A 19,932-nucleotide genomic window follows, 5' to 3' on the forward strand; every position below is an offset into this window, starting at 1 on the left:
CAAGACAACGCGATGAGGTGGGGATCGTCTACCCACATCGCGCGGCCGTCCCGCCAGATGCCTGGTCGCGGCTGTTCGCCAAGGCAGAACGTGAAATCTGCATCCTCGCCTACAGCGCGCTCTTCCTCGCCGAAGACATCGAAGTGTCGTCCCGGCTCCGCGACCGAGCAGCGGCAGGCGCACGAGTGAGAATCGCCCTGGGCAAGTCAGACGGCACGCACGTCACCGATCGAGGCGCTGAAGAGGGCATCGGCGACGGCATGAGTGCACGCATCCGCACGGCCCTGATCGGATTCCGCCCCGTTGTGGACGCCGGCGCCGAGCTGCGCCTTCACGACACGGTGCTCTACAACTCGATCTACCGCGCCGATGACGAACTGCTCGTCAACACGCACATATACGGGCACCCAGCGTCACACGCGCCTGTCTTCCACTTGCGAAGGCGAAGCGGAGAGGGCATCGCGAGCACCTACCTCGACTCGTTCGAGCGGGTTTGGGCGGCAAGCCGCGAGGCCGGCTCCTGAATACCGTCACCGGCAGCCCGGCCGCACACGGCTCTGACAACGCGTACGACCGGGGCCCCAGGTAGCCGGTGTCCCAATGCTTTCGCCATCTAGATACCGGCTACCCACGAGCTTGTGGCTGTCCGCTCCATGCAGGAACCGCAACTAGACGGACGTCCCGGTGCATCCTGGCGTCCCAGGATGCGTGGCGGCACGATCACCCGCTCATCAGACTTCCCTAGAGCCCGTCGTTCCCTATATTAATTGCGTATTCTCCCGCAGAAGGTTTACTTTACCGCCATGATACATTTTGCCGCCGAGGCGCCGACCTGGACAGATAAACTTGAAGCTTGGTCCACGTTCGGCGGAGCAATCTTCACTGCGACGGCTGTCATTGTTGCGTTCTTGGTTTGGCGCCACGACAAACGATTGCGACGGGAGGAGAGGTACGAGGCCGAGGCGGCCCAGGCTCGCTTGGTTTTCGCAGCCCCAGTAGATGCCCTGGGTGACGAGTCAATCGGTTGGGAGGGGGCTGTAGTCGCTATACACAATAATAGCCTGCAGTAAATTTCAGCCGTCGCCGTGTGGATTCTAATCAAGGACACTGGAGATGTTCTACCTGGACCTCGACTTGAATCGCTGGACGGCGGGGAATCGGCTGAAGGAGGTTTAAAATTCGCTAATCCGTACCCCTGGCCGCTCGGTGAGGGCCTTCCCCAGCGACGGCGATTGATGCGCCGTTTCCAATCGGCAGTGACCTTCGTCGACAGCGCCGGCATAACGTGGCGACGTGAGGAGAGGGATGAGCCGTGGCGAACTCGTCTCCGCGGGCGGCAACGTGGCATTTTTCGGATGGGAATTGCATACGCAAAGATCGATCAACCATTTCTCGCCATCGCGAGACGATGTCGAAAACTACGTATCTCCATACGAGAGGCCCTCGAGTCCAAACTTATCCGGCGAGGCGCCGGACCGCTTTTTGTTGAGGATCTATCAACGCATCCCGAGAAAGCGCGATTACCATCCGATGACTCCAATTAGTGCTGACCCGAACATATCTCCGACGCGTACGCGAAGCCTTCCCGACGAGCGCTGATGGCGTCGTGGGTCAGGGACCGGTCGATTCCACAGCGCCTCTAGCCTACTCGTCCAGATATTCCTCGTCTTCTTCATCTTGGTCAGCCGACGGGGAATCGGATTCCTCTGCGGTTAGGTATTCGGCGCCAGCTGCAGGCACCGAAAGTAGGCCGGCAACGAAAGATGCAAGAGCGTCCTCCCGCCTCACCCGTCGGGCTCTGTCCGTGGCCGCCCGTTCCACGGCCGCCCGATAGACCATAACAGGACTGTCGGGTTCCTCGCTCACTTTGGAGTCGCCAACCCGGTTCGAGAAGTCAACCAATGACTCACGAAACTTCCCACTATCCATCGTCGCCACATTAATACGACCTCGCGCAATAGCGAGGAAGAGGGTATAGAAGTCCGACTTGCGGTACCAACGAGTGCCAGCCATCCGGGGCTCCGGAAAAAGTCTAGCTAGGTAATCGAGCACGAAGTCGAATCGCTCAGTCACTTGATCGGCGAAGGGGAATTCAGGGCCGTACTGTCGATAATAGTCGTCCAGGTTGTCCTTTTTGTTCTGTGGCCAATGGAGATATCCTATAACAAGCTCAGCTACATACTCCGAATCGAGCATGCGTCGCCTTTGCAGCTTTGTAAATATTCTGAACGTGTCCCACTCCTCCCGCTCGACCAGCCTTTCGACCGTAGCCAGCAACCCACCACGATACATCGAGTAACGCAGTTCTTGGGCGTTGAGCGACATGGTAGATTGGTTTAAACGGTGGAACATATGACGAATGTGATCGTCCGTGACACCCTCGAGGTCGCGCACGATTAGTTTGTACCTTCGGAAGGCTTCCTTCTGTTCGACGCTAAGCTCAGAGAAGCGCTTGTTATACCATGGGGTGTCGGCAAGCGAATAGATTTGTCCTAGCTTTCGCGGGTCGAACTTAATAGCGTATCCGTCCGCTAAGAATTCCAGGCAAGCGCGGAGACGTTGTTGACCGTCGACAACGTAGACATGGTCTCCGCCGTCAGCATCCGGAGACATGTAGATGTATATTTCGGGGATTGGATAACCCCGGAGAATGGTGTCGACCAAGTAGGCGCTTTCCTCAGGAGTCCACACGGGTCGACGCTGGAACGGCGGCTTGACGGTCAGCCGCCCAAGCCTGTTCTGCTCTGCGAACCAGTTGATCGTCTGGTGACTTGTATTTAGAAAGCTGACTGTTGCCATAGATCTCGCCTCAGCTGCTCGACTTGTTTGCAAGATAGTTTCGATACGCCTGCAGGCTTCTCGCCTGCGCTTCCCTTAGCGCTTGGTTGTCTTTGTATATCCGAACCGTTTGCACTCTTCCGCGAAGCAGAGGAGGGAGATAGCGTTCGCATCTCTGCAGTGTTCGCAGCCAGTCTTGCCCGAAAGGCAAATAGCCGAGAAACACATTAGCGGCCACCATGCCTTCGAAAATATACTGCTTCTTATGCTGGTCAAATGTACGGCGAGTATCGCCATCCAGATGCAGCAGCAAAGGATCGGTATTGCGAAACCAGTGCCAGGCTCGGTCAAAGTGCGTTGGTGAGACTACCGCGATGTCAATGTCGGACTGCGAACCAAAAACCTTGAACCTCTTCTGGGGGTTGAGGCTTCGACCTATAGCTGCGCTTCCAACGAGGACGACGTCCCGAGCGTCGACCTGGAATCCTGAACCTAGTTCATGCCGCCAAAGGAAGTAGCCGGCCTTGGAGTCGAACGTGAAAGGTAAGCGGTCCAGCACGATGCGACCAACGAGAAGATCTACGTGCTCGTCACTGCGGACTAAGTCCATAAAGTCTTTGACCTCGATCTTCGCCCAATCTGTCATTCGTGGCGCGCTCCTGAGACGAGGTCCGACATCCGTGATCGATGCACATCGCACGCGTATCGTAGCGGTGCAGCGTCATCGGGCGCTGCACCAGAGAGCGCGCATGGACACGTCGGGTCTTCTTGCGACCGCCGGCCGGGCGCAACAATCTCTGGCTGAGGCGTCGCGGCCAGCGGCAGTCGAGCTGAAGCAACCGCATCGTCCCGGCGGCGCGCGTCGCGCGTGACGATGGCCGCGTCAGCGACTAAGGAGGAGGTCAGTCTTGTCGGAGTCGCCTCGCTCCGCGGCGCGTCGGGTTCAGGCATCGCTCACGCTTCGATGTCCGAGCCGGGGTGAGTCAGACGGCAAGGTTTACCGAGCATGCTCGGCTGGTCGAAAACGCGCTCCGTACCGCGCCACGCTCGACGCCGGAGACGACCCGCCCTCGTCGCCGGCTGGATCAGCGAGACGACACCTGGCTAAGCTGGGTCTTCTCTGCAGTTAGGAGCGTCGCCGAAATCGCGAGCGTGGTCATGGTCGCGCGCGGCGAACAGCCTTGGTCACCTGATCGGTCACACTCAGGTTCACAGCCGATTCGTCCACGTTCGCAGCGGTCACGCCGGGATGAAACGAGCGGAGCTTAGATAGTCCATCGAGGATCTCGGGTCGTTCGCGCGGTTTGGCGCCCCGCAATGCCATCTCCGCAATGCGCGCATCTCGATTCGCATGAATCTTGGTCCGGATCAGACCGAAGATCCCGGTCATGACTGCACCTGCTGCTGCCGCAGCCGACATCCACACCGCAGGGTCCTCGGTCCCCACACGCTTGCCCCTCACACATCGAGGTCGAGTGACGTGCGCGTGCACGGCTCAGCTCGACCAGCCTGAACATCTGACTGGCGTTCGCTGAGTCCGCGCCACCGGCGAGCGGGGGTCTCATCATCGGGACGGCTCCTAAGCGGTGCAGGTCCCGGTCGTGCTCGTACGCTTGCAATCCCGACTTTGCTTTGTGTTCGGCCGGCTAAGACCCGCTTGGCCCCTCACGTGGCATAACGGACTCTAGTGGTGCGCTGCAATGGGTGAAGCGTACCGGACGAACACAAGAGGTCATCACTCGTCAGAGGTACCCTCTTAGATCCCGTTGACGTGCAAACAGCCCAAACCAGGAAGAAGCGGCGGGCGAGCCGGCGGCGATGCGGGCGAACGAGCCGATGTCGGCGAATCCGCCTTTCAGCTTCGGTATGTGCGGTGTCGACGGCGCGTGAAACTGACCCGAGGGCGCGGTTGAACCTGGACCCCCCTTCCAAGATCGGGAGGGTGTTGAGCGTCGAGGACTGGCCGGAGATCCGCCGACTTCGTCGGGCTGAGGGTTGGGATTAACCCCGAAGCGTGCCGCTCGCCTCAACGGCCTGCTTCATGATGCGGCAGGCGAACTCCCCGCTCGCGATCACCGTGTGACTATCCCTTGTGTCTCGGACAGGTTATTTCCACACGAGCCGTGAGAACGTCTCACCTCGCTGTTTGATCCCCGTCCCGCTGGGCTGGGATCCTCGCGCGCAGGACTGCGGCCAGCGGATCGGCCGACAGGGCGATGCTCAGGTCGTCGGACTCGACCGTCCAACCCTCGTGATCACCGACCAAGACCATGCCGTCGCCGCGGAGCACGGCGGCGACCGTCATGGGGCAAGCCACATCTCCCAGGTTGGCACCCACCCGGTCCCCGAGACCAAACGTGAAGTGGGGCCGACGCGGTCGGCGCACCGACACCTTCCGTCGAATCGGCCTGTGGGTAGTCATCCTCAACGCTCATGGAGCGCGCTTGTAGGCAGCCTGCCAGCGCCCGCCACTCCGACTTCCTGGCCGCGCGACGCCGCGAGCGCGCCCCACCCGCAACGAACGCCAACGATGCTGGGGGCCAACCACCCGGGTGCCTGACCAACACCTAACACGTCCGCGGTCACGGCCCTAGGCGCTTCCCAAGCCGACGGTGGCTGGTGATTTCTCCGCCTGTGCGGACGTGCTGCCCAGCGTGGACCTGGTGCTGCGGACAACCTCAGACGGCTGATGCGCCTGGCCATGCCACATCGCTACAGCCATGGGTAAGTAGGGTAACGCCCAATCTCCGCAGAAGGTCGGTGCTGCGGCAGTGCCTGGGCACCGCCCATCGACGGCCATGTCTAAAGTGGGCCGGTGAACGCTCCGACTACAAGGATCCGCTTGACGTTACGTAAGGCGGGTTGGGCACTGTCCGCAACGGGTTTGCTGATGCTCGCCGTTGGTATCCCGATCGCGGCGTGGACTAGGCGTCGCGATTTAAATGAATTCAACGCGTATGTCGGTTGGTCCAATATATTAGGAATGTCACTAGGTGCAGTCGGCCTCGCCTTCCTCATCTGGGATCGGCTGAAGGCGGACTCACCGAATTCAAGAACGAAGCTTCTTGAGACTTCCGACATACTTGCTCGCGCGATTTTGAAGCGTGAATCGCTACAACTAGCACGCCTTTTAGGAACTGATGAACTCGAAAGGCGTGCAGCGCGAGTAACGTTGATTGAACGCCATAGAGTGACATCCCGGCGATCTGGAACCACTCCGCAGCGGAGTAAATCCATTCATTTGGACTCAATTGATTCATATTACACCGATAGTACATCCGGACGGATGCTACTTACCGGAGATCCTGGAAGCGGAAAAACGGTAGCTTTATTAACGCTGGTCACGAATCTCTTGAACCGTCGTCGTGACGCAGCAAACAATAGCGACGCCACTACCATCGCAGTACCTGTGTTATTTGGGTTGCCCTCATGGCCCGGCGATCAAGAGCTATTTGACTGGATGAGTGCAGATTTAGTGAGAAGGTTTGGGATTCGCCTTGATTTGGCAACAAGTCTCATCGCCGAGGGTATGATAATTCCAATCCTTGACTCCCTCGACGAGGTCGATCCGGGCGAGGGAGACTCTAGCCGTTCTACGGCCATGGTTAGCCGGATTAATAGATACACGGCTACGTCAGTCGGTATTGGCATCGTAGTAACATGCCGCAGCGGAACACCTCGATCCGCGAATCTCAAGGGTAAACTCCGGGGTTTCACGGAGCTGGAGATGCAGCCCCTGAAAGGCCAAGCCATTGCCGCATATATGGCAGAGCACGGCCAAGGCAACGATCCGCAAACGTGGCAAGGGTTAGCCGACGCCGCTTCCGTTGGCAACTCGCCTGTTCAGATCCTTCTCGGTGTTCCGTGGCGGCTAGCGATGGCGACGGCCTTCTATAACGGCGGGGGTGACGCCGGTGATCTTCTACCAACGGCGAGCGAGAGTCGGCGAGGCCAAAAGGCCTTGCGGGTTTATCTTGAGCGCGTCGAGCCTATCCTCCTTGAGAGCTTCCTAAGGTATAGGAGCCTCCATTTCGGGCGAGATCCGAAACGGAGCCTAAAGGATCTAACTACAATTGCAACCCTTGCGAACAAGGTTTCGCCTGGCACTCGCCGTGACGCCGGGATTATATTGCCGGATTGGGCATCATTTATGGATTCCGTGAGCAAGAAAAAGTCGCCACTCTTGGAATCATTGGGACTCTTGGCGGCCGTTCAGGCGCCTTTCGCGGTGTACCAATTACTTCACTGGCTCGGTCTAGCCAACTACCCCGGGAGCGAGCCAACCAATCGCTCGGGTTGGCCGGTCGCCTTGAGCTTTTCGGCGAACCTCCTTTTGGTGAGTGTCTTAACGGCAACAAGAGCGTCGGGAGAGAGTTTTCCCCGGGCTATAACGTCCCGCAGGCTTCGTACTAAAAAGGGAGCAGCGATCGCGTCTGTCGTTACTTTGTGCGTGGGTGTTACTGCGATATTCTCCTTTGCCGTCCTCGACAAGAGCAGTGCCGTGTTGTACACAGCCTCCCTCGGTCTCGCTGGTGTTACCGCAGTAATCCTCAATCCTTATGATCCAGCTCAATACCAAGCGCCGACGGACATCCTTAGACGCGATCTGTATGCAGCGTGCATGATCGGGGCAGCTACAGGCTTTCTTCAATTCGTAGCTCTAGAGGGTATCTTAGGTCCGCAGGAAGCGGCTTGTTTCGGCTTCTCGTACGTGATATCTGCCGTAATCACGAGCAGCTTTGCGAAATACCTTAGGGCGACTTGGACCGGTTATTCACAGCATGGCCTGCCGCTACGCTTTGCCGCATTTCTGGCATGGGGAACTACAGCGGGTCTTTTGCGGATGTCGGGAACAGCGTACGAATATCGCCACACGAGCCTCCGTGACTACCTGCTTCGCCGTGGAGAGCGAAAGATCGAAGATTCGGCACCCAGTGAGACCTAAGGACTATGGTCTCTGGCCGCGTGGCCCAATGCGTTTTTTGTGCATCGCGAAAGACAACACGAAGTCTGCTGAGGCGCGTGTGTTGCTGCAGCATCTGATCGTCACCGGCCCGAAAGCCCTTCCAAGCCGGTCAGGGCCGCAAAGTCGCGACAGTGTCCGACTTGAGTGGATCAAGGTAGAAGCTCCTCGGTTGGCGGCAGCAAGACGGGCATGCGGTGTCCGGCACCAGCTCAGCGTAGTGGTGACCACAGCGGTGTGCGCCGTGGTGGCCGGTTACCGCTCGTACGCCGCGATCGCGGAATGGGTGGCCGACGTGCCCGACGCGACGGTCCAGGCCCTGGGTATCGCTGCTGATCGGCGCCCGTCCCAAGCGATGATCCGCCGGCTGCCACAGGCCTTGGACCCGGACCTTCTGACCACAGTGGTCAGCGCGTGGCTCGGTAGCCGCACTCTGGCGGACATCCCTGCCGGAGGGCGGGCGATAGCGGTCGACGGCAAGACCCTGCGGGGCTCCCACACCGCCGACACGGCCGCCGATCATGTGATGGCCGACCAGGATACCGGTGTGGTCCTGGCCAGCACCGACGTCGACGGCGAGACCAACGAGATCACCCGGTTCCAGCCGCTGCTCGACGAGATCGGCGATCTGCGTGACACCGTGATCACCGCTGATGCGATGCACTGCCAGCGCGACCACGCCGGCTACCTCGCGCAACGTGGCGCGCATTGGATCCTGACCGTGAAAGGCAACCAGCCCTACCTGCACAAACAGCTCGCCAGCCTGCCTTGGCGGAGGGTCCCGGACGCTACCCGTGACGACGAACGCGGGCACGGCCGACGCGAGATTCGCACCCTGAAGATCCTTACCGTCTCGACCGGCATCGACTTCCCGAACGCTGCCCAGGCCATGCAGATCCGCCGACGACGGCTCGACGAGCCTAAGTGCTTCACCACCGAGACCGTCTACGCCATCACCGACCTGGGTGTCCACCAGGCCAAACCGGCCCAGCTGGCCGCGTGGATCCGCGGACACTGGTCCATCGAAAACAAGATCTATTGTGTCAGCCTGCACGGGAGTTGCGCGGGTCTAACTGATCTTGTTGATCGCAGGCAAATCGTCGAGCCCTAGCTCGACGACATGCGTTGAAGGACCCAGGGCCAGCCTTGAGTCTGGAGTCTCCAAGTTCTCGCGCAGCAGGAGGCACTCATCCTTGAAGGCCGGGACTTGACCGGCCTTCAACTCCAGGGGCCGCCGTCGGCCAAGGCCACGAAGAAGCGGGCGCCCAGCGAGCGGACCACCTCCGAACCCCGTCTCTGAGTCCACCAGTTTCGAAGCCGGCCAGGTCACAAACACCGGGCGGTTCGCCCGGCAACTACCTCTTCCCGTCCGCGCCGAGGACGAAAACGTGCACCCACAAGCTCATGAGCGCAGCGAAGCACGAGGGCTCGGGAAGAAGCCACCTGATTCCGAGCCTCTGATCACGCGACCCGCAGGCGATTCGTGGCGGATCTGCGCCGATCGTGCTGCGACCGAGCGGACCGTCGACCGTGGCTGGTGGCGGGGCTACCTGTGGTGTGACGTCCTGGCCGCGGGCGGCATGACTGTTGACTGCACGCCACGCTGCGGGTAACGACCGGCGCCACCGATTCGCGTGCACAGTCCTGGCGTCGCCACGGCTCCCTCATGACTGACCCCGGGGCGCGCCCGTGCTGGAGCGCGGAGCCTTTACGGTCACACTCGGGGTGCATCGGGCTCCGACCCCTCAAGACTTGTTAGGCCGGGTGTTGCTCGGCTAAGAAGCTTCCACGTTCGCGAAGTAGTCGCCGTACTCGATCGCCGAGCCGCGTGACCATGTAAGCAGGGACTCCGATGGTTCCGTAGGTGCCTCTTTCGACTTGGACGGCCAGCCCTAACGTGACTAGCTTGCCCAGAACTGCGTGTACGACTTCGCTAAGGTCTGGTCCGGGGATCGACACCGAATCCGAGGGCCGGACCAAGTCGGGGACGGGCCGTGCTTCCAGGTAGTCATCCTTGCCGGGCTCGTACACGACGGAGGGAAGTCGGGCGAGAGCGTGTAGGTGCAGCACTTCGAGCTGCCGGACGACATCTATGGCCACACCCGAGACATCAACAGTTTCGTTACTGCTGAGCCCGTCGACGAACGCTCGTGCGAGAAGGTCGATCTTCCAGTCATCAAGAGATCGAGCAGCTGCCTCGACCGTCTGGGCCAATAGCTCCAGAGCAGTTGGGTCGCCCGATACGTTTTTCAGGAGGTCGTCCAACGCCGCGCTGGTCGCCTGATCCACAGCAAGACCGAACTGCTCCACGTTGCGGAGCCGGCGAGCTCGCCAAGACGTAATGAGCGCAATGCCCTCCTCGGCAAGTGATCCTCCGAACGCGCCGACTGTGGTTGCTTCTGCGGGTCCGAGACCGATCATGGCGGCCAGGGCAGTTACGCCGGCTGCGATCGAGTTGCCAGTCGCACGGCCAGTGACACTCCAGACGCGCGGCTCAATGTCTACCACCCAGACAGTATCGGCGACGCCGGCAACTCAACCGATATGCACTTTGAGGAGTCCGATTACGTCCCGTGACTAAAACACCGGCTCGATTCGACGGATGCCCCTGCTGCTGCCGATCACCACAGCCACGACCTCCCGCAACGGTTTAGATCGGGAGTCTAGTAGGGCGCACAAGCTCAGCTCGGCTGGCATTGATACTAATCGGCTGCATTGATACTAAACGGCCCTAACCCACTGGACGCCTCGACGATAGCCGAGTAAGCCTAGCGAGCATGGTGAAGCGGGCCCTGATCGAGGCTATGGTCGTTACGGCCGTCGAAATCGTCCTGGCGGGCGGTGCAGTCGAGGACGAGCGTGTGGAGTGCAAGTCGACATTGTTTGATCCGAACCGACCACGCCAACTTGCTGGCGCGGCCAACGCCGCCCTTGGTGAAGACATCCTCTGGATCGTTGGTGTCGACGAGGACGGTAAGAAGCTAGTCCCGCTCGATGAGAGCGTCGACCCGGCCGACTGGTGGAGCCAGGTCACGAAGGCCTTCGACGACGGCATTGCGCCGGATCTGACCTTCTTGCGGGTGTCAGTGCCTGGAGGAACCGTGCTCGCTCTGTATTTCGCCACGGACCGTGCTCCGTATGCGATCAAGAACCTCGGTGGCGGAGCTCCGCAGCTAGAGGTGCCGTGGCGCGAAGGGACGAAAACTCGCAGCGCCAAGCGTCGCGAGCTGCTGCGCATACTCTTGCCGGCCTCACACGTTCCGGCCGTTACCCCCGTCGGCGCCGCCTGCCTGATTGGTGACGATCGCAGCGGGGAGATCTTCTTTTCAGGCTTCGTGGCGCTTTACGTCGAGCTGGGCTCGACCGACTCCATCGTTCTTCCCGCACACCGGATGAGCGGCACGCTGCGCATCGGCGGCATCGAGAACCATTTCACGCCGACTATCGTGACGCCGACGGAGGATGATTTCGTCCGATCGGGAGGCATCGAAGCTCACCCGGACGGCGCGTACTGCCGTACATCAGGAGAGCTTCGTATCCGCCCAACCTGTTCGCTCGGCGAACCGACCACCGAGTTGTCCGCGCTACTCCGGGACTTTACGGAGTGTACCGTCGAACTTACCCTCGGCATGGTCGGGGTTACCCGTCCCGCGCATGTGGCGATGCGCTTTACCAGCCTTTTCGACAAAGCGAAAGGCCCGACTCTACGGGTTGGGCTAGCTCTGTCCGCAATGGCACGCTAGCCACCTCTGCTTGGCCACGCGACTCAGAGTGGTCACTGTGGGCCTAGTCACGGTGGCTGATGCGCCAGACGTGGAATGATCAGGACCTGAGGGCTACAGGTCTTGGGGACTGACAACACGTCGAGCGCCTGGCGGCTTACCTGCAAATAACGCGCTGGCCAGCGTGAAGCGCAACGTCGTCAGCCCGCCACGTGCTTCCTCAAGCTCACGACGTATCTGACCGAGTTCCTCCAACGTCTGCGGTCCGGGAGCTTGAGCTTTCGGGTGGAACGTCCGCCATTGTGCGGCTGCACCTCGCTCACGGATCAAAGTGTCCAGCTCCTCCTGCGAGCGGATGGTGCGCAACGCCTCTGCGCTGAGAAGCGTCTTCCGATCCTCCGTGCTCCAAATACTGTGCATGACCGAGTGCCGACTGTCGAGGATCCCGCGGACGGCGTCCAAGACGCGGTTCGCGTACTCGTGCATCTCGCCTTCGAAAAACTCGGTATTCTTTTGCTTGACGGTTTTGATGAGGTCGCCGCTAGACTTCTTGAGTAACTCCTCAAACGACATAGAGCCCTTGAGCGCTACGAGAACCAACGCGAGTTCTTGGTCGACACGTGCTGCCGCAATCGCTACTCGTCCGATCTCGGCGAGGATGTATGCGTTCGGATACATGTCATCGATCCGCGTGCTCGTCCAGTCGAACTCTTCTCCCATAGCAACACTCAACGCCACTTAAACCTCGAACTCAACCTCAAATGGTTGCTCGCCAGTGCGCCAGTGCGCCAGTGCGCCAGTGTAGACAACGCGACGGTTCGGACTGTCCGGCCAAGCCCCCGGAAGTCCTCATGGACGGGGCTGACTTCGATGCTGGCTGCCTGTGGGCAGATTCCACGAAGTCCTTCGCAGCGTCAGCGGAGCGATCGGCGGCGCTGACTCCTCCGCCTGCGTGGCTTCAAATGGCGGGTTGTAGCAATGTTGGACAATACAGCGGTGGCTGGTTCGAAGAAGACCTTGTTGTGGGGCGGTCTGCTGCTTGGTGGCCTGACGCTGGTGGGTGCAGGGATCTGGTTCGGCTTGACCCAACTCGATACGGCGGATCAATGGGGTAGCGTGATCGGCTCCTTGGTTGCGCTCATCGGCCTACCGCTCACGATCTACGGAGTCATACTCGCCCGTCGTTCGAGCGTGCAGGCGAACTCGGAAGCGATCCAGCTTCAGACCGTGACTGGCTCGAGCGTTGGCGGAAGCGTGACCCAGATTCACGGGGTGGGCGGAAATGTGTCAGTAGGACTGCCCTTGGCGGCTGCACCGCCATCCGCATCCGCATTCAGCCCAGTGGCTTTGGCTGAGGAAGGCGGGTGTTCAGGGCACGCGTCAAGCGAGTTCGGCTCGGTACGGCGGCCCGGTGACGTCATAGGCGACGTCGGAGTTGACCGATGAGTGCACTGTGGCGACCGTCATCCTCGGCTGGGCAGTCGATCAAGAACAGTGTCGTCTTCGGCGACATCGTCCAGATTTCCGGCGTCCGTGGGAGCGTCACGATAAGCAATGAGCGGCCGATGTACCGGGTTTTACCCGCCACGGTGACACCTGTCCGGTTGAGCCGTGAACAAGCACGCGCTCAGCCGAGCCGCGTGTTGCTGGCCCGGCATCGTGTCGTGCCGTTCAGCGGGCGCGCTCGGACCTGGAACGATCTCACTGAATGGAGGGGCAACGCTCAGCCGATCACGGCCCGCCTGCTGCATGCCACAGGTGGTCAGGGCAAAACCCGCCTCGCAGCGGAATTCGCGACGCAGTGCGCCAGTGCTGGATGGACTGTCTGGGAGGTAGCTCCCACTGCGGCATCCGTCTATGGAACCGGACAACCGATTGACCTTCAGGGTACGGGGCTTCTGGCGATTGTGGACTATGCCGACCGATGGCCCATGTCTGCCTTGCTTGCTCTGTTCTCTCACCTCCACCGCCTGCAGGCGACAACCGGCATGAAAGTGCGAATCTTGTTGCTTGCTCGCTCATCTGGCTACTGGTGGCCAGCTCTAGCTTCGCGTGCCGATACCGATATGAACATCGAGGTTAGTGAGACCAAGCTGCCGGCCCTTGCCGCAGACAGCGACGATGACCGCAATTCCCTTTTTGTTACCGCGGCGGACCATTTTGCCTCGGTCTTGGGTATCGACGGTACCGGGAATTGGTCGCCGCCGACCTTGCAGGGCGATGACTTCCGACACGTCTTGGCCGTGCACATGGCCGCCTTGGCCACCGTCGCGGCTTCCTGGCACGGCGATACGCCGCCGGCCTCTCCGGCTGCGATCTCCGCTTACCTGCTTCGGCGTGAACAAGCCCACTGGCAGCAGCTGTACTCCCGCACCGAAAATTCGATCGCCACACCCCCCGTGGTGATGCAACGCGCGACTTACACCGCCACCTTAACTGGCGCCCTGCCTCGGACAGCCGCCCGCCGAGCCTTGGTACAGGTGCAACTCGCTGGTGATGTCCAGTCCGCCGACCGGATCATCGACGAACACCGCGGCTGTTATCCGCCCGCCGACGAACGCACCGTCCTTGAGGCACTTCATCCCGATCGGCTCGGCGAGGATCTTGTTGCTCTGTCCACTCCTGGGCACGGCAACAATGAGGTCGCGAGCTTGGTCGACGATTGGGTCTTGGCTGCCCCCGCTGCCCTCGTCGTTATGGAACAAGATCCACTAAGGCGGGCCTCTACAGCGATTATCGTTCTCATCGAGACGGCCCACCGCTGGCCACACATCGCGACCGAGGTGCTTTACCCTCTTGTACGCGAGTACCCAGATCTCGTAATCGCCGCAGGCGGCGCCGCCGTCGCCCGCCTCACCACAATACCCGGCCTAGACCCCACCATTTTGGAACGTCTTGAGGAGCTACTTCCTGATGGCCGGCACACTGATCTTGACATCGCCGCCGCCGCTATTAGCAACTGCCTCACCCGATATCGCCTATCTCGCGTTGCCGATGTCGCCGAACGAGCTGGCCTTCATGCCACTCATGCCCGGCGGTTGTTCTTCGCTGGCCGACATGGCGAAGCCCTACCTGCGGCCCAAGAGGCTGTCGCCCTATATCGGAGGCTTACCGCAGCCGACCCTGCTGCGTTACATCCTGGACTTGGCGCGTCGTTGAGCATTCACTGCGCCGTCTTGGCGGAGTTGGGTCGACATGACGAAGCCCTGTCCTCGGCCAATGAAGCTGTTGCCATATACCGACCCCTTGCCACGGCGAACCCGTCCGAATACCTGCCCAATCTCGCCCTCATGCTGACGAGTCAGGGCGGCCGTCTGGCCGCGTTGGGGCGTAGAGCCGAGGCACTTGTGTCGACAGCGGAAGCTGTCACGCAGTATCGAACGCTTGCCGTAGCGGACCCAGCCGCCTACCTTCCCGACCTCGCTGGGTCATTAAACAACCTCAGTAATCACCTCTCCGATCTTGGCCACCTGAATGAATGTATTGAGGCAGCCGACGAAGCCGTCAGCATTCAACGGCGACTGGCAAGTGCCAACTCCGCTGTTTACCTTCCAGATCTCGCCCTATCCTTGCATAATCTCGGAAAGCATCTATCGGGCCTTGGTAGGCGTGAGGAAGCGGTCGCATCGACAAGGGAAGCAGTTCTTATTCGTCGGCAACTCGCCGATATAAACCCTGCTGCGCACCTTTCGGATCTTGCCGGGTCGTTGAATAACCTTAGTAATCACCTGTCCGAGCTGGGAGAGTCGGAAGCAGGACTTCTTGCGGCAGAGGAGGCCGTGGCCATTCGGCGGCAGCTCGCGGAGGTCAACCCCTTAGCCTATTTACCTAATCTAGCCTTGGTGCTCAACAATTTCGGAAATCATCTCGCCAAATGTGGCAAACACGTCGAAGGCCTCGCCGCTGCTCAGGAAGCGGTCGCTCACTATCGGAAGCTTGTTGCGTCTCATCCAGCGATGTACCTGAGCATCCTCGCTGGATGTCTAGTTAACCTTAGTAACCACCTATCCGCCATCGGGCGGAATGACGAAGCGGTCGCGGCAGCGGACGAAGCGGTTAACCACTACCGAGTTGCGTCAGTTAAATCGGCCGCCCAGGTCCCCGGCCTCGCGGCGGCTTTGAACAGCTTCGGCACGCACTTATGCGAAATTGGTCGGCACGATGAGGCACTCGCAGCGATCCGGGAAGCGCTGGCGATCCGTCAACAGCTTGCCGCAGTCAATACGGTCGCGTATTCACCCGATCTCGCTAGCTCGTTATGTGCTTACGCAAAGGTGTGCCTTAGGGCAGAGGTCAACTTGCCGCAGGCGCTGGAGAAAACGATGGAAGCGATCGATATCTACACGGAGTTGTCCGAGCAGCTACCCCAGGCTTTCCTCGATTATCTCTATGGGACGTATTTAATGCTGGCCGACGTCTTGCAGAGAATTGGCCGCGACGGCGACGCGGACCGTATTCGCCGACAGCTTGGTGAGGTTATTTCTGGCCTATAGTTTGAGCTGCTCAGGCTTACGGCCTGTCCGCCCTACGGTGGGCAAGCTTTCCTACCATCGCTGGACCTGCCGATGCGGGCACCACTGGCTACTTCAGATGCGAGGCCGCGGGGCGCAAGACAGCTCGGACACGTTAAACCCCATATCGATCATCACGCTCTGAGTGAGATCGGATGGGGTTTCTTGCTGTGCCGCTCCGATGCAGTTTTCGCATCCGCCGCAACGGTTCCTCGCCGCGGTAGTCGTGCTGTTTAGCCGATTGTGGCCGGTCTCCCGCAGACCGCTGCATTTCTGCCGCGGGCCTACCGCGTCTGATTCGTCCCGCACCCGCACCGGTGTGATCGGCTGATCGTCGGCGGTCTCGATCTTGATGCTGCCCGAGCCGCAGACGATGACCGCTTCACGTCGCCGTAGATTTGCGGCAAGGCTGGCGACGCCGCCCACCCCGGGGAGCGCCGCATTCCCGGCGATCACCTGCTCGACGAGCCGTGCCTCCGACCAGTACACCCACGGCGGCGCGTCCTCGGCGGCAGGTTGTGCGCTGGTGTGCCCATGCCGGCACCGGTAGCCGGGCCGCCCGTTAACCCAATGCCCGGACAGCCTGCGGCCACAGTCGGCGCACATCAGCAGCCCGGTCAGCGCATACCGACGCTGCGAGCCGTCTTCCGGCACGGCCTGCGCACTGATCTCTTGTGCTGCGGTGAAGTCGTCGTCGCTGACCAGGGCCGGGTGGGTCCGGTCCGCCGAGATCGCCCAGTCAGCGCGCGGATTCCAGATCCGCACCGGGCCCAGACTCGTCCGTTTGTCGCCCGGCACTGCCTCCCGGTGATCGGTGTACTGCCGGTTCCAGACCTGCCGGCCGGTGTAGCGCGGGTTGGCCAGGATCGCCGCGACCGTACGCAGCGTCCACACCGCCTGGGCGCGGTGCGGATTGCGGACCCGGTCGTAGACACCCGGTGACGGGATGCGTCGTTCGTTGAGCTCGCGGGCGATGCCAGCGGCGCTCATGCCCGCGAGGCGACAGGCGAAGATCCATCGCACGTGCGGGGCCGTCACCGGATCCACATCCAGGCGATGCCGGCGCCGGCCCCAACTCGCCTGAACCTGATTCGGGTGCGGGCCAGCATCGACCAGCTGGTAGCCGTACGGCGGGCGGCCGCCCAGGTGACGGCCCTGTTCACGCGCCTGTGCCGCCATCGCCGAGCGCACCCGGAATCGAGTACGGAGCACTTCGCGCTGTGACTGATGACCCAACATCATCAACAACGCCCGATGCTCCGGGTCGTCGAGGTCGACCGGGCCTTGTGCCTCGGGCAGCCACAACTGCACTCCGCAGCCCGCCAAGGTCTCGATCACCCGGCGGGCCTCACCGCCGGCGAACGCCCGCTCGAACTCACCGACCACGACCGCGTCGAACCCGCGATCGGGGTCGGCGGCCGCGGCAAGAAGCTCAGCCGCCTGCGGCCTCTTAACCCAAGGCACACTGCGCGAGGCGCCTGGATCGAAGAACTCCACCACGATCCGGCCCCGGCCGGCGACCACACGCTGCGCCGCCTCGATCTGCCACGCCCGTGAGGACACCGGATCCTGATATCCAGTGGTGGAGATCCGCCCGTAAAACGCGAACCTCAACCCGCCACCAACGCGCGGTTGCCCGCGGCCCCGGACCCGCGGAACCGACGGCGTCGCAGACACCCAGGCGTCGAACGAACTCGAGGATGAACCGGACGGAGAACTGGAGCGGACGGGCATCGCCGATCACCTCACCGCAGAGGAAACGAGCCGTTGCTACATTGGTAGCAACCAGCCGGGCGCCCTGTCGTCACCCCATTGACACAGGTCACCCCCGCAGCGCTGATCAAAAGCCGGGAACCACCCGACAAGGTGCTTCCGCGCTCGCCAACAGCCGCCCTGGGCGTCCGACCTCGTGGTAGTCGCAATGCGCGAGCCGCGGCCGCGAGTTGGGGTCGGATTTGATAGGTGTCCGTGCCGCCCTTCTCGGATAGCGTAGAGCGAACCACTATTCAAGATTGGCAAGGTTGCAGGCTGGTCTCCAAACGATTGTTTCATGGTGCGTTCGCACTACTCGCCACCGTTCCTATCTTCGCTACGGTGTGCTCTTCTGCCGCGAGTCGTGCGGCGCCAGGTCCTGGTGGCGAGCGGACGTCAGTGGGCTGTGACGTAAGGTCCGTACGGGCGCTGCATCCGGGGCGCGATAAGGACGGCCTCGTAGAAGCGAAGCAGCTGCGCCACTTCCCCGACTGTGTGTAGTCGAAGAAGTGAGCACGTCGCGGTCGTTCGCGACGCGTCGCAGCCGGACGGCCGCTTCAGCCCGTCGCTTCTGGATCGCGGCGAAGGTGCCACCCTGCGCACGAGCCCCTGCGTGACGGACAAGCGCGCCGGGTGGGTGTCGCCGATCACCCGGAGCAGCACCGGCAGCGAGCGGTCCAGAAGCATCGCCGCCTCGGCCCACTCGCCGCTGTCGGTCAGCGATATGCCCAGCTCGACAGCAACGAGCGCGGTGTCGGCGTGCGCGTCCCCGAACCGGGCCCGCGGGTTCTCGAACCTCGCCCGGGCCGCTGCCTGAACACCGTCCATGACAGCGCGAACGAGCCGGCCGGCATCCATCCGTCTTGTGCGCGACCGAGCGGACACGGGGCCCCTGGGCCAGCGTCGCCAGGGATGGCCTAGGGACACACCCGGACCGTCCACAGGCGCGGACAGCATCCGGACCGGAAGACGGTGGCTGTGTCACCAGCGGGACCGAAAGGTCCCGCAGTCCAGCCACACCGCCAGCAAGGGAATGTGTAATGCGCTCATCGATCGTTGATCTCGTCTCCGTGTCCACCTCGTCGGGCGTGGCTCCGAGCGATAACACAGGACTGCCCGCCAGCAGGTTTCCTTTCTCCACGTCTGCCGAAGCGGCAGCCGACTTCGAGAGCCTTCGTTCCCGGCTGGTCGGGGTCGCCAACCGGATCGTGCGTCGCCCGGCCGACGCCGAGGACATTGTTCAAGATGTGTGGATCCGCTGGCAGGGCGCGGACCAGGCACAGGTGCGCGATCGGGTTGCCTTCCTCGTAACCGTCACGAAGCGGACTGCCCTGAATGCGGCAACCTCGGCGGTTGCCCGTCGCGAGGTCAGTTCCGGGTCGGAACTGACGGCGCACGACTTCGCCACCGCCGACCCGACGATCCAGGCTGAACTCGGCGAGGCGATCGAGTTCGCGATCCACCTGCTGATCGAAAGGTTGTCCCCGATCGAACGGGCCGTTTATCTCCTCCGCGAGGCATTCCAGTACCCCTTTCGCGACATCGCGGAAGCACTCCAGCTCAACGAGGCTCAGGCGCGGCAACTCGCCAACCGCGCGCGCAAGCACCTCACCGAAAAACGCCACAATTTGGTCGACCCAGCCGAACGGGACGGCCTTCTGAGCGGCTTCCTGGACGCGGCCCGGCACGGTGACGTAGCGCGACTCATCGACCTGCTGAAGGTGGCCTGAGCCCGTAACCACGTACTTCACTAGAGGGGACAACATGCACATGTCGTCGTTGACGGATCTGGCTCGAATCCAGATGGCAAGCGCGCGAAGAGCGGAGCGCGGCCTCAGCGTCCAGATCGTCCGGGGAAGCCACAACCGCGCCCTCCGGCACATCGTCATGGGCCTGCGAGCGGCCGCTACCGTGTGCGAGTATCCGAGCGCGAAGCAGGCGACGCTGCAGGTACTCGCCGGCCGGATCCGGGTGACTGTCGGCCCGCAGACATTCGAGGCCATCACGGGGGATCTCCTCGCCATCCCGACCGGGACCCACACGCTGGTCGCGATCGAAGACTCGGCACTCCTACTCACCGTGTCACTCCTGCTCGGGACGCCCGACGTCACCGCGGAGGCCGACGGCAGGCTGCTCTACATGTGGCGAGGCGACTCGTGACTTGATCAACACGGAGCCGTCGCCGACAGCAAAGCGAGCTAAAGTG

The 19,932-nt window shown here is 61.6% G+C and carries 15 protein-coding genes and 1 pseudogene; 8 read left to right on the plus strand and 8 right to left on the minus strand.

What is annotated here, in order from left to right; genetic code table 11:
* A pseudogene (locus tag HH310_RS40920) lies at window positions 1–524 on the plus strand (XRE family transcriptional regulator); the annotation flags it as partial.
* Window positions 525–1,644: 1,120 nt separating this feature from the next.
* Here HH310_RS40920 and HH310_RS40925 read toward each other — a convergent pair.
* The 4 genes from HH310_RS40925 to HH310_RS40940 all read right to left on the minus strand — a co-directional run bounded on the left by HH310_RS40925 (window position 1,645) and on the right by HH310_RS40940 (window position 5,083).
* Window positions 1,645–2,799, minus strand: a complete 1,155-nt coding sequence (locus tag HH310_RS40925) for a DUF262 domain-containing protein (protein ID WP_169181159.1) — start codon at window positions 2,797–2,799, stop codon at window positions 1,645–1,647.
* A gap of 10 nt (window positions 2,800–2,809) precedes the next feature.
* Window positions 2,810–3,424 carry a hypothetical protein gene (locus tag HH310_RS40930; RefSeq protein WP_169181160.1) on the minus strand — a complete coding sequence of 205 codons (615 nt, stop codon included), beginning with the start codon at window positions 3,422–3,424 and terminating at the stop codon, window positions 2,810–2,812.
* A gap of 510 nt (window positions 3,425–3,934) precedes the next feature.
* Entirely contained in the window at window positions 3,935–4,168 is a 234-nt protein-coding gene (locus HH310_RS40935; RefSeq protein WP_169181161.1) for a hypothetical protein, read from the minus strand.
* Between the two features lie 744 nt (window positions 4,169–4,912).
* Window positions 4,913–5,083, minus strand: coding sequence for a hypothetical protein (locus HH310_RS40940; protein WP_169181162.1), 171 nt, complete (start codon window positions 5,081–5,083; stop codon window positions 4,913–4,915).
* Between the two features lie 537 nt (window positions 5,084–5,620).
* Here HH310_RS40940 and HH310_RS40945 point away from each other — a divergent pair.
* Window positions 5,621–7,723: an NACHT domain-containing NTPase gene (locus HH310_RS40945; RefSeq protein ID WP_169181163.1), complete on the plus strand. Its 2,103-nt coding sequence runs from the start codon at window positions 5,621–5,623 to the stop codon at window positions 7,721–7,723.
* 190 nt (window positions 7,724–7,913) lie between these two features.
* Window positions 7,914–8,852 (plus strand): ISAs1 family transposase, encoded by a 939-nt coding sequence (locus tag HH310_RS40950; protein ID WP_248294912.1) that lies wholly within the window; start codon window positions 7,914–7,916, stop codon window positions 8,850–8,852.
* 644 nt (window positions 8,853–9,496) lie between these two features.
* On the opposite strand, the gene HH310_RS40955 is transcribed toward HH310_RS40950, so the two are convergent.
* Window positions 9,497–10,162 carry a hypothetical protein gene (locus HH310_RS40955; protein ID WP_169181164.1) on the minus strand — a complete coding sequence of 222 codons (666 nt, stop codon included), beginning with the start codon at window positions 10,160–10,162 and terminating at the stop codon, window positions 9,497–9,499.
* A 356-nt stretch (window positions 10,163–10,518) separates the two neighbouring features.
* Here HH310_RS40955 and HH310_RS40960 point away from each other — a divergent pair, with 356 nt between their 5' ends.
* Window positions 10,519–11,484, plus strand: a complete 966-nt coding sequence (locus HH310_RS40960; RefSeq protein ID WP_169181165.1) for a hypothetical protein — start codon at window positions 10,519–10,521, stop codon at window positions 11,482–11,484.
* A 93-nt stretch (window positions 11,485–11,577) separates the two neighbouring features.
* On the opposite strand, the gene HH310_RS40965 is transcribed toward HH310_RS40960, so the two are convergent.
* Window positions 11,578–12,183 (minus strand): hypothetical protein, encoded by a 606-nt coding sequence (locus HH310_RS40965; protein ID WP_169181166.1) that lies wholly within the window; start codon window positions 12,181–12,183, stop codon window positions 11,578–11,580.
* A 276-nt stretch (window positions 12,184–12,459) separates the two neighbouring features.
* Between HH310_RS40965 and HH310_RS40970 the strand changes: the two genes are divergently transcribed.
* Entirely contained in the window at window positions 12,460–12,909 is a 450-nt protein-coding gene (locus tag HH310_RS40970) for a hypothetical protein (protein WP_169181167.1), read from the plus strand.
* Complete coding sequence (locus HH310_RS40975; RefSeq protein WP_169181168.1) at window positions 12,906–15,956, plus strand: tetratricopeptide repeat protein; 3,051 nt, start codon at window positions 12,906–12,908, stop codon at window positions 15,954–15,956. Before HH310_RS40970 ends, HH310_RS40975 begins: the two co-directional genes overlap by 4 nt.
* A 93-nt stretch (window positions 15,957–16,049) precedes the next feature.
* Here HH310_RS40975 and HH310_RS40980 read toward each other — a convergent pair whose 3' ends face one another.
* Window positions 16,050–17,588: a recombinase family protein gene (locus HH310_RS40980; protein WP_248294911.1), complete on the minus strand. Its 1,539-nt coding sequence runs from the start codon at window positions 17,586–17,588 to the stop codon at window positions 16,050–16,052.
* 534 nt (window positions 17,589–18,122) lie between these two features.
* Window positions 18,123–18,584, minus strand: a complete 462-nt coding sequence (locus HH310_RS40985) for a tetratricopeptide repeat protein (RefSeq protein ID WP_169181170.1) — start codon at window positions 18,582–18,584, stop codon at window positions 18,123–18,125.
* Window positions 18,585–18,766: 182 nt separating this feature from the next.
* On the opposite strand from HH310_RS40985, the gene HH310_RS40990 reads away from it, so the two are divergent.
* Together HH310_RS40990 and HH310_RS40995 are read left to right on the plus strand one after the other, a co-directional pair.
* A complete protein-coding gene (locus tag HH310_RS40990; protein ID WP_169181171.1) occupies window positions 18,767–19,456 on the plus strand; it encodes a sigma-70 family RNA polymerase sigma factor in 690 nt (229 codons plus the stop codon).
* Between the two features lie 40 nt (window positions 19,457–19,496).
* Window positions 19,497–19,886 (plus strand): LuxR family transcriptional regulator, encoded by a 390-nt coding sequence (locus tag HH310_RS40995; protein WP_211193279.1) that lies wholly within the window; start codon window positions 19,497–19,499, stop codon window positions 19,884–19,886.
* Window positions 19,887–19,932: the final 46 nt, after the last annotated feature.

It is taken from the genome of Actinoplanes sp. TBRC 11911, assembly GCF_012933445.1.
In the GTDB taxonomy this organism is placed as follows: domain Bacteria; phylum Actinomycetota; class Actinomycetes; order Mycobacteriales; family Micromonosporaceae; genus Actinoplanes.

Bases quoted from the DNA above. Each gene is read 5' to 3' on its own strand.
- HH310_RS40985 (WP_169181170.1), bottom strand. From the start codon at position 18,584: ATGGATGCCGGCCGGCTCGTTCGCGCTGTCATGGACGGTGTTCAGGCA.
- HH310_RS40965 (WP_169181166.1), bottom strand. From the start codon at position 12,183: ATGGGAGAAGAGTTCGACTGGACGAGCACGCGGATCGATGACATGTAT.
- HH310_RS40955 (WP_169181164.1), bottom strand. From the start codon at position 10,162: ATGATCGGTCTCGGACCCGCAGAAGCAACCACAGTCGGCGCGTTCGGA.
- HH310_RS40990 (WP_169181171.1), top strand. From the start codon at position 18,767: ATGCGCTCATCGATCGTTGATCTCGTCTCCGTGTCCACCTCGTCGGGC.
- HH310_RS40960 (WP_169181165.1), top strand. From the start codon at position 10,519: ATGGTGAAGCGGGCCCTGATCGAGGCTATGGTCGTTACGGCCGTCGAA.
- HH310_RS40925 (WP_169181159.1), bottom strand. From the start codon at position 2,799: ATGGCAACAGTCAGCTTTCTAAATACAAGTCACCAGACGATCAACTGG.
- HH310_RS40940 (WP_169181162.1), bottom strand. From the start codon at position 5,083: ATGACGGTCGCCGCCGTGCTCCGCGGCGACGGCATGGTCTTGGTCGGT.
- HH310_RS40975 (WP_169181168.1), top strand. From the start codon at position 12,906: ATGAGTGCACTGTGGCGACCGTCATCCTCGGCTGGGCAGTCGATCAAG.
- HH310_RS40930 (WP_169181160.1), bottom strand. From the start codon at position 3,424: ATGACAGATTGGGCGAAGATCGAGGTCAAAGACTTTATGGACTTAGTC.
- HH310_RS40935 (WP_169181161.1), bottom strand. From the start codon at position 4,168: ATGACCGGGATCTTCGGTCTGATCCGGACCAAGATTCATGCGAATCGA.
- HH310_RS40995 (WP_211193279.1), top strand. From the start codon at position 19,497: ATGTCGTCGTTGACGGATCTGGCTCGAATCCAGATGGCAAGCGCGCGA.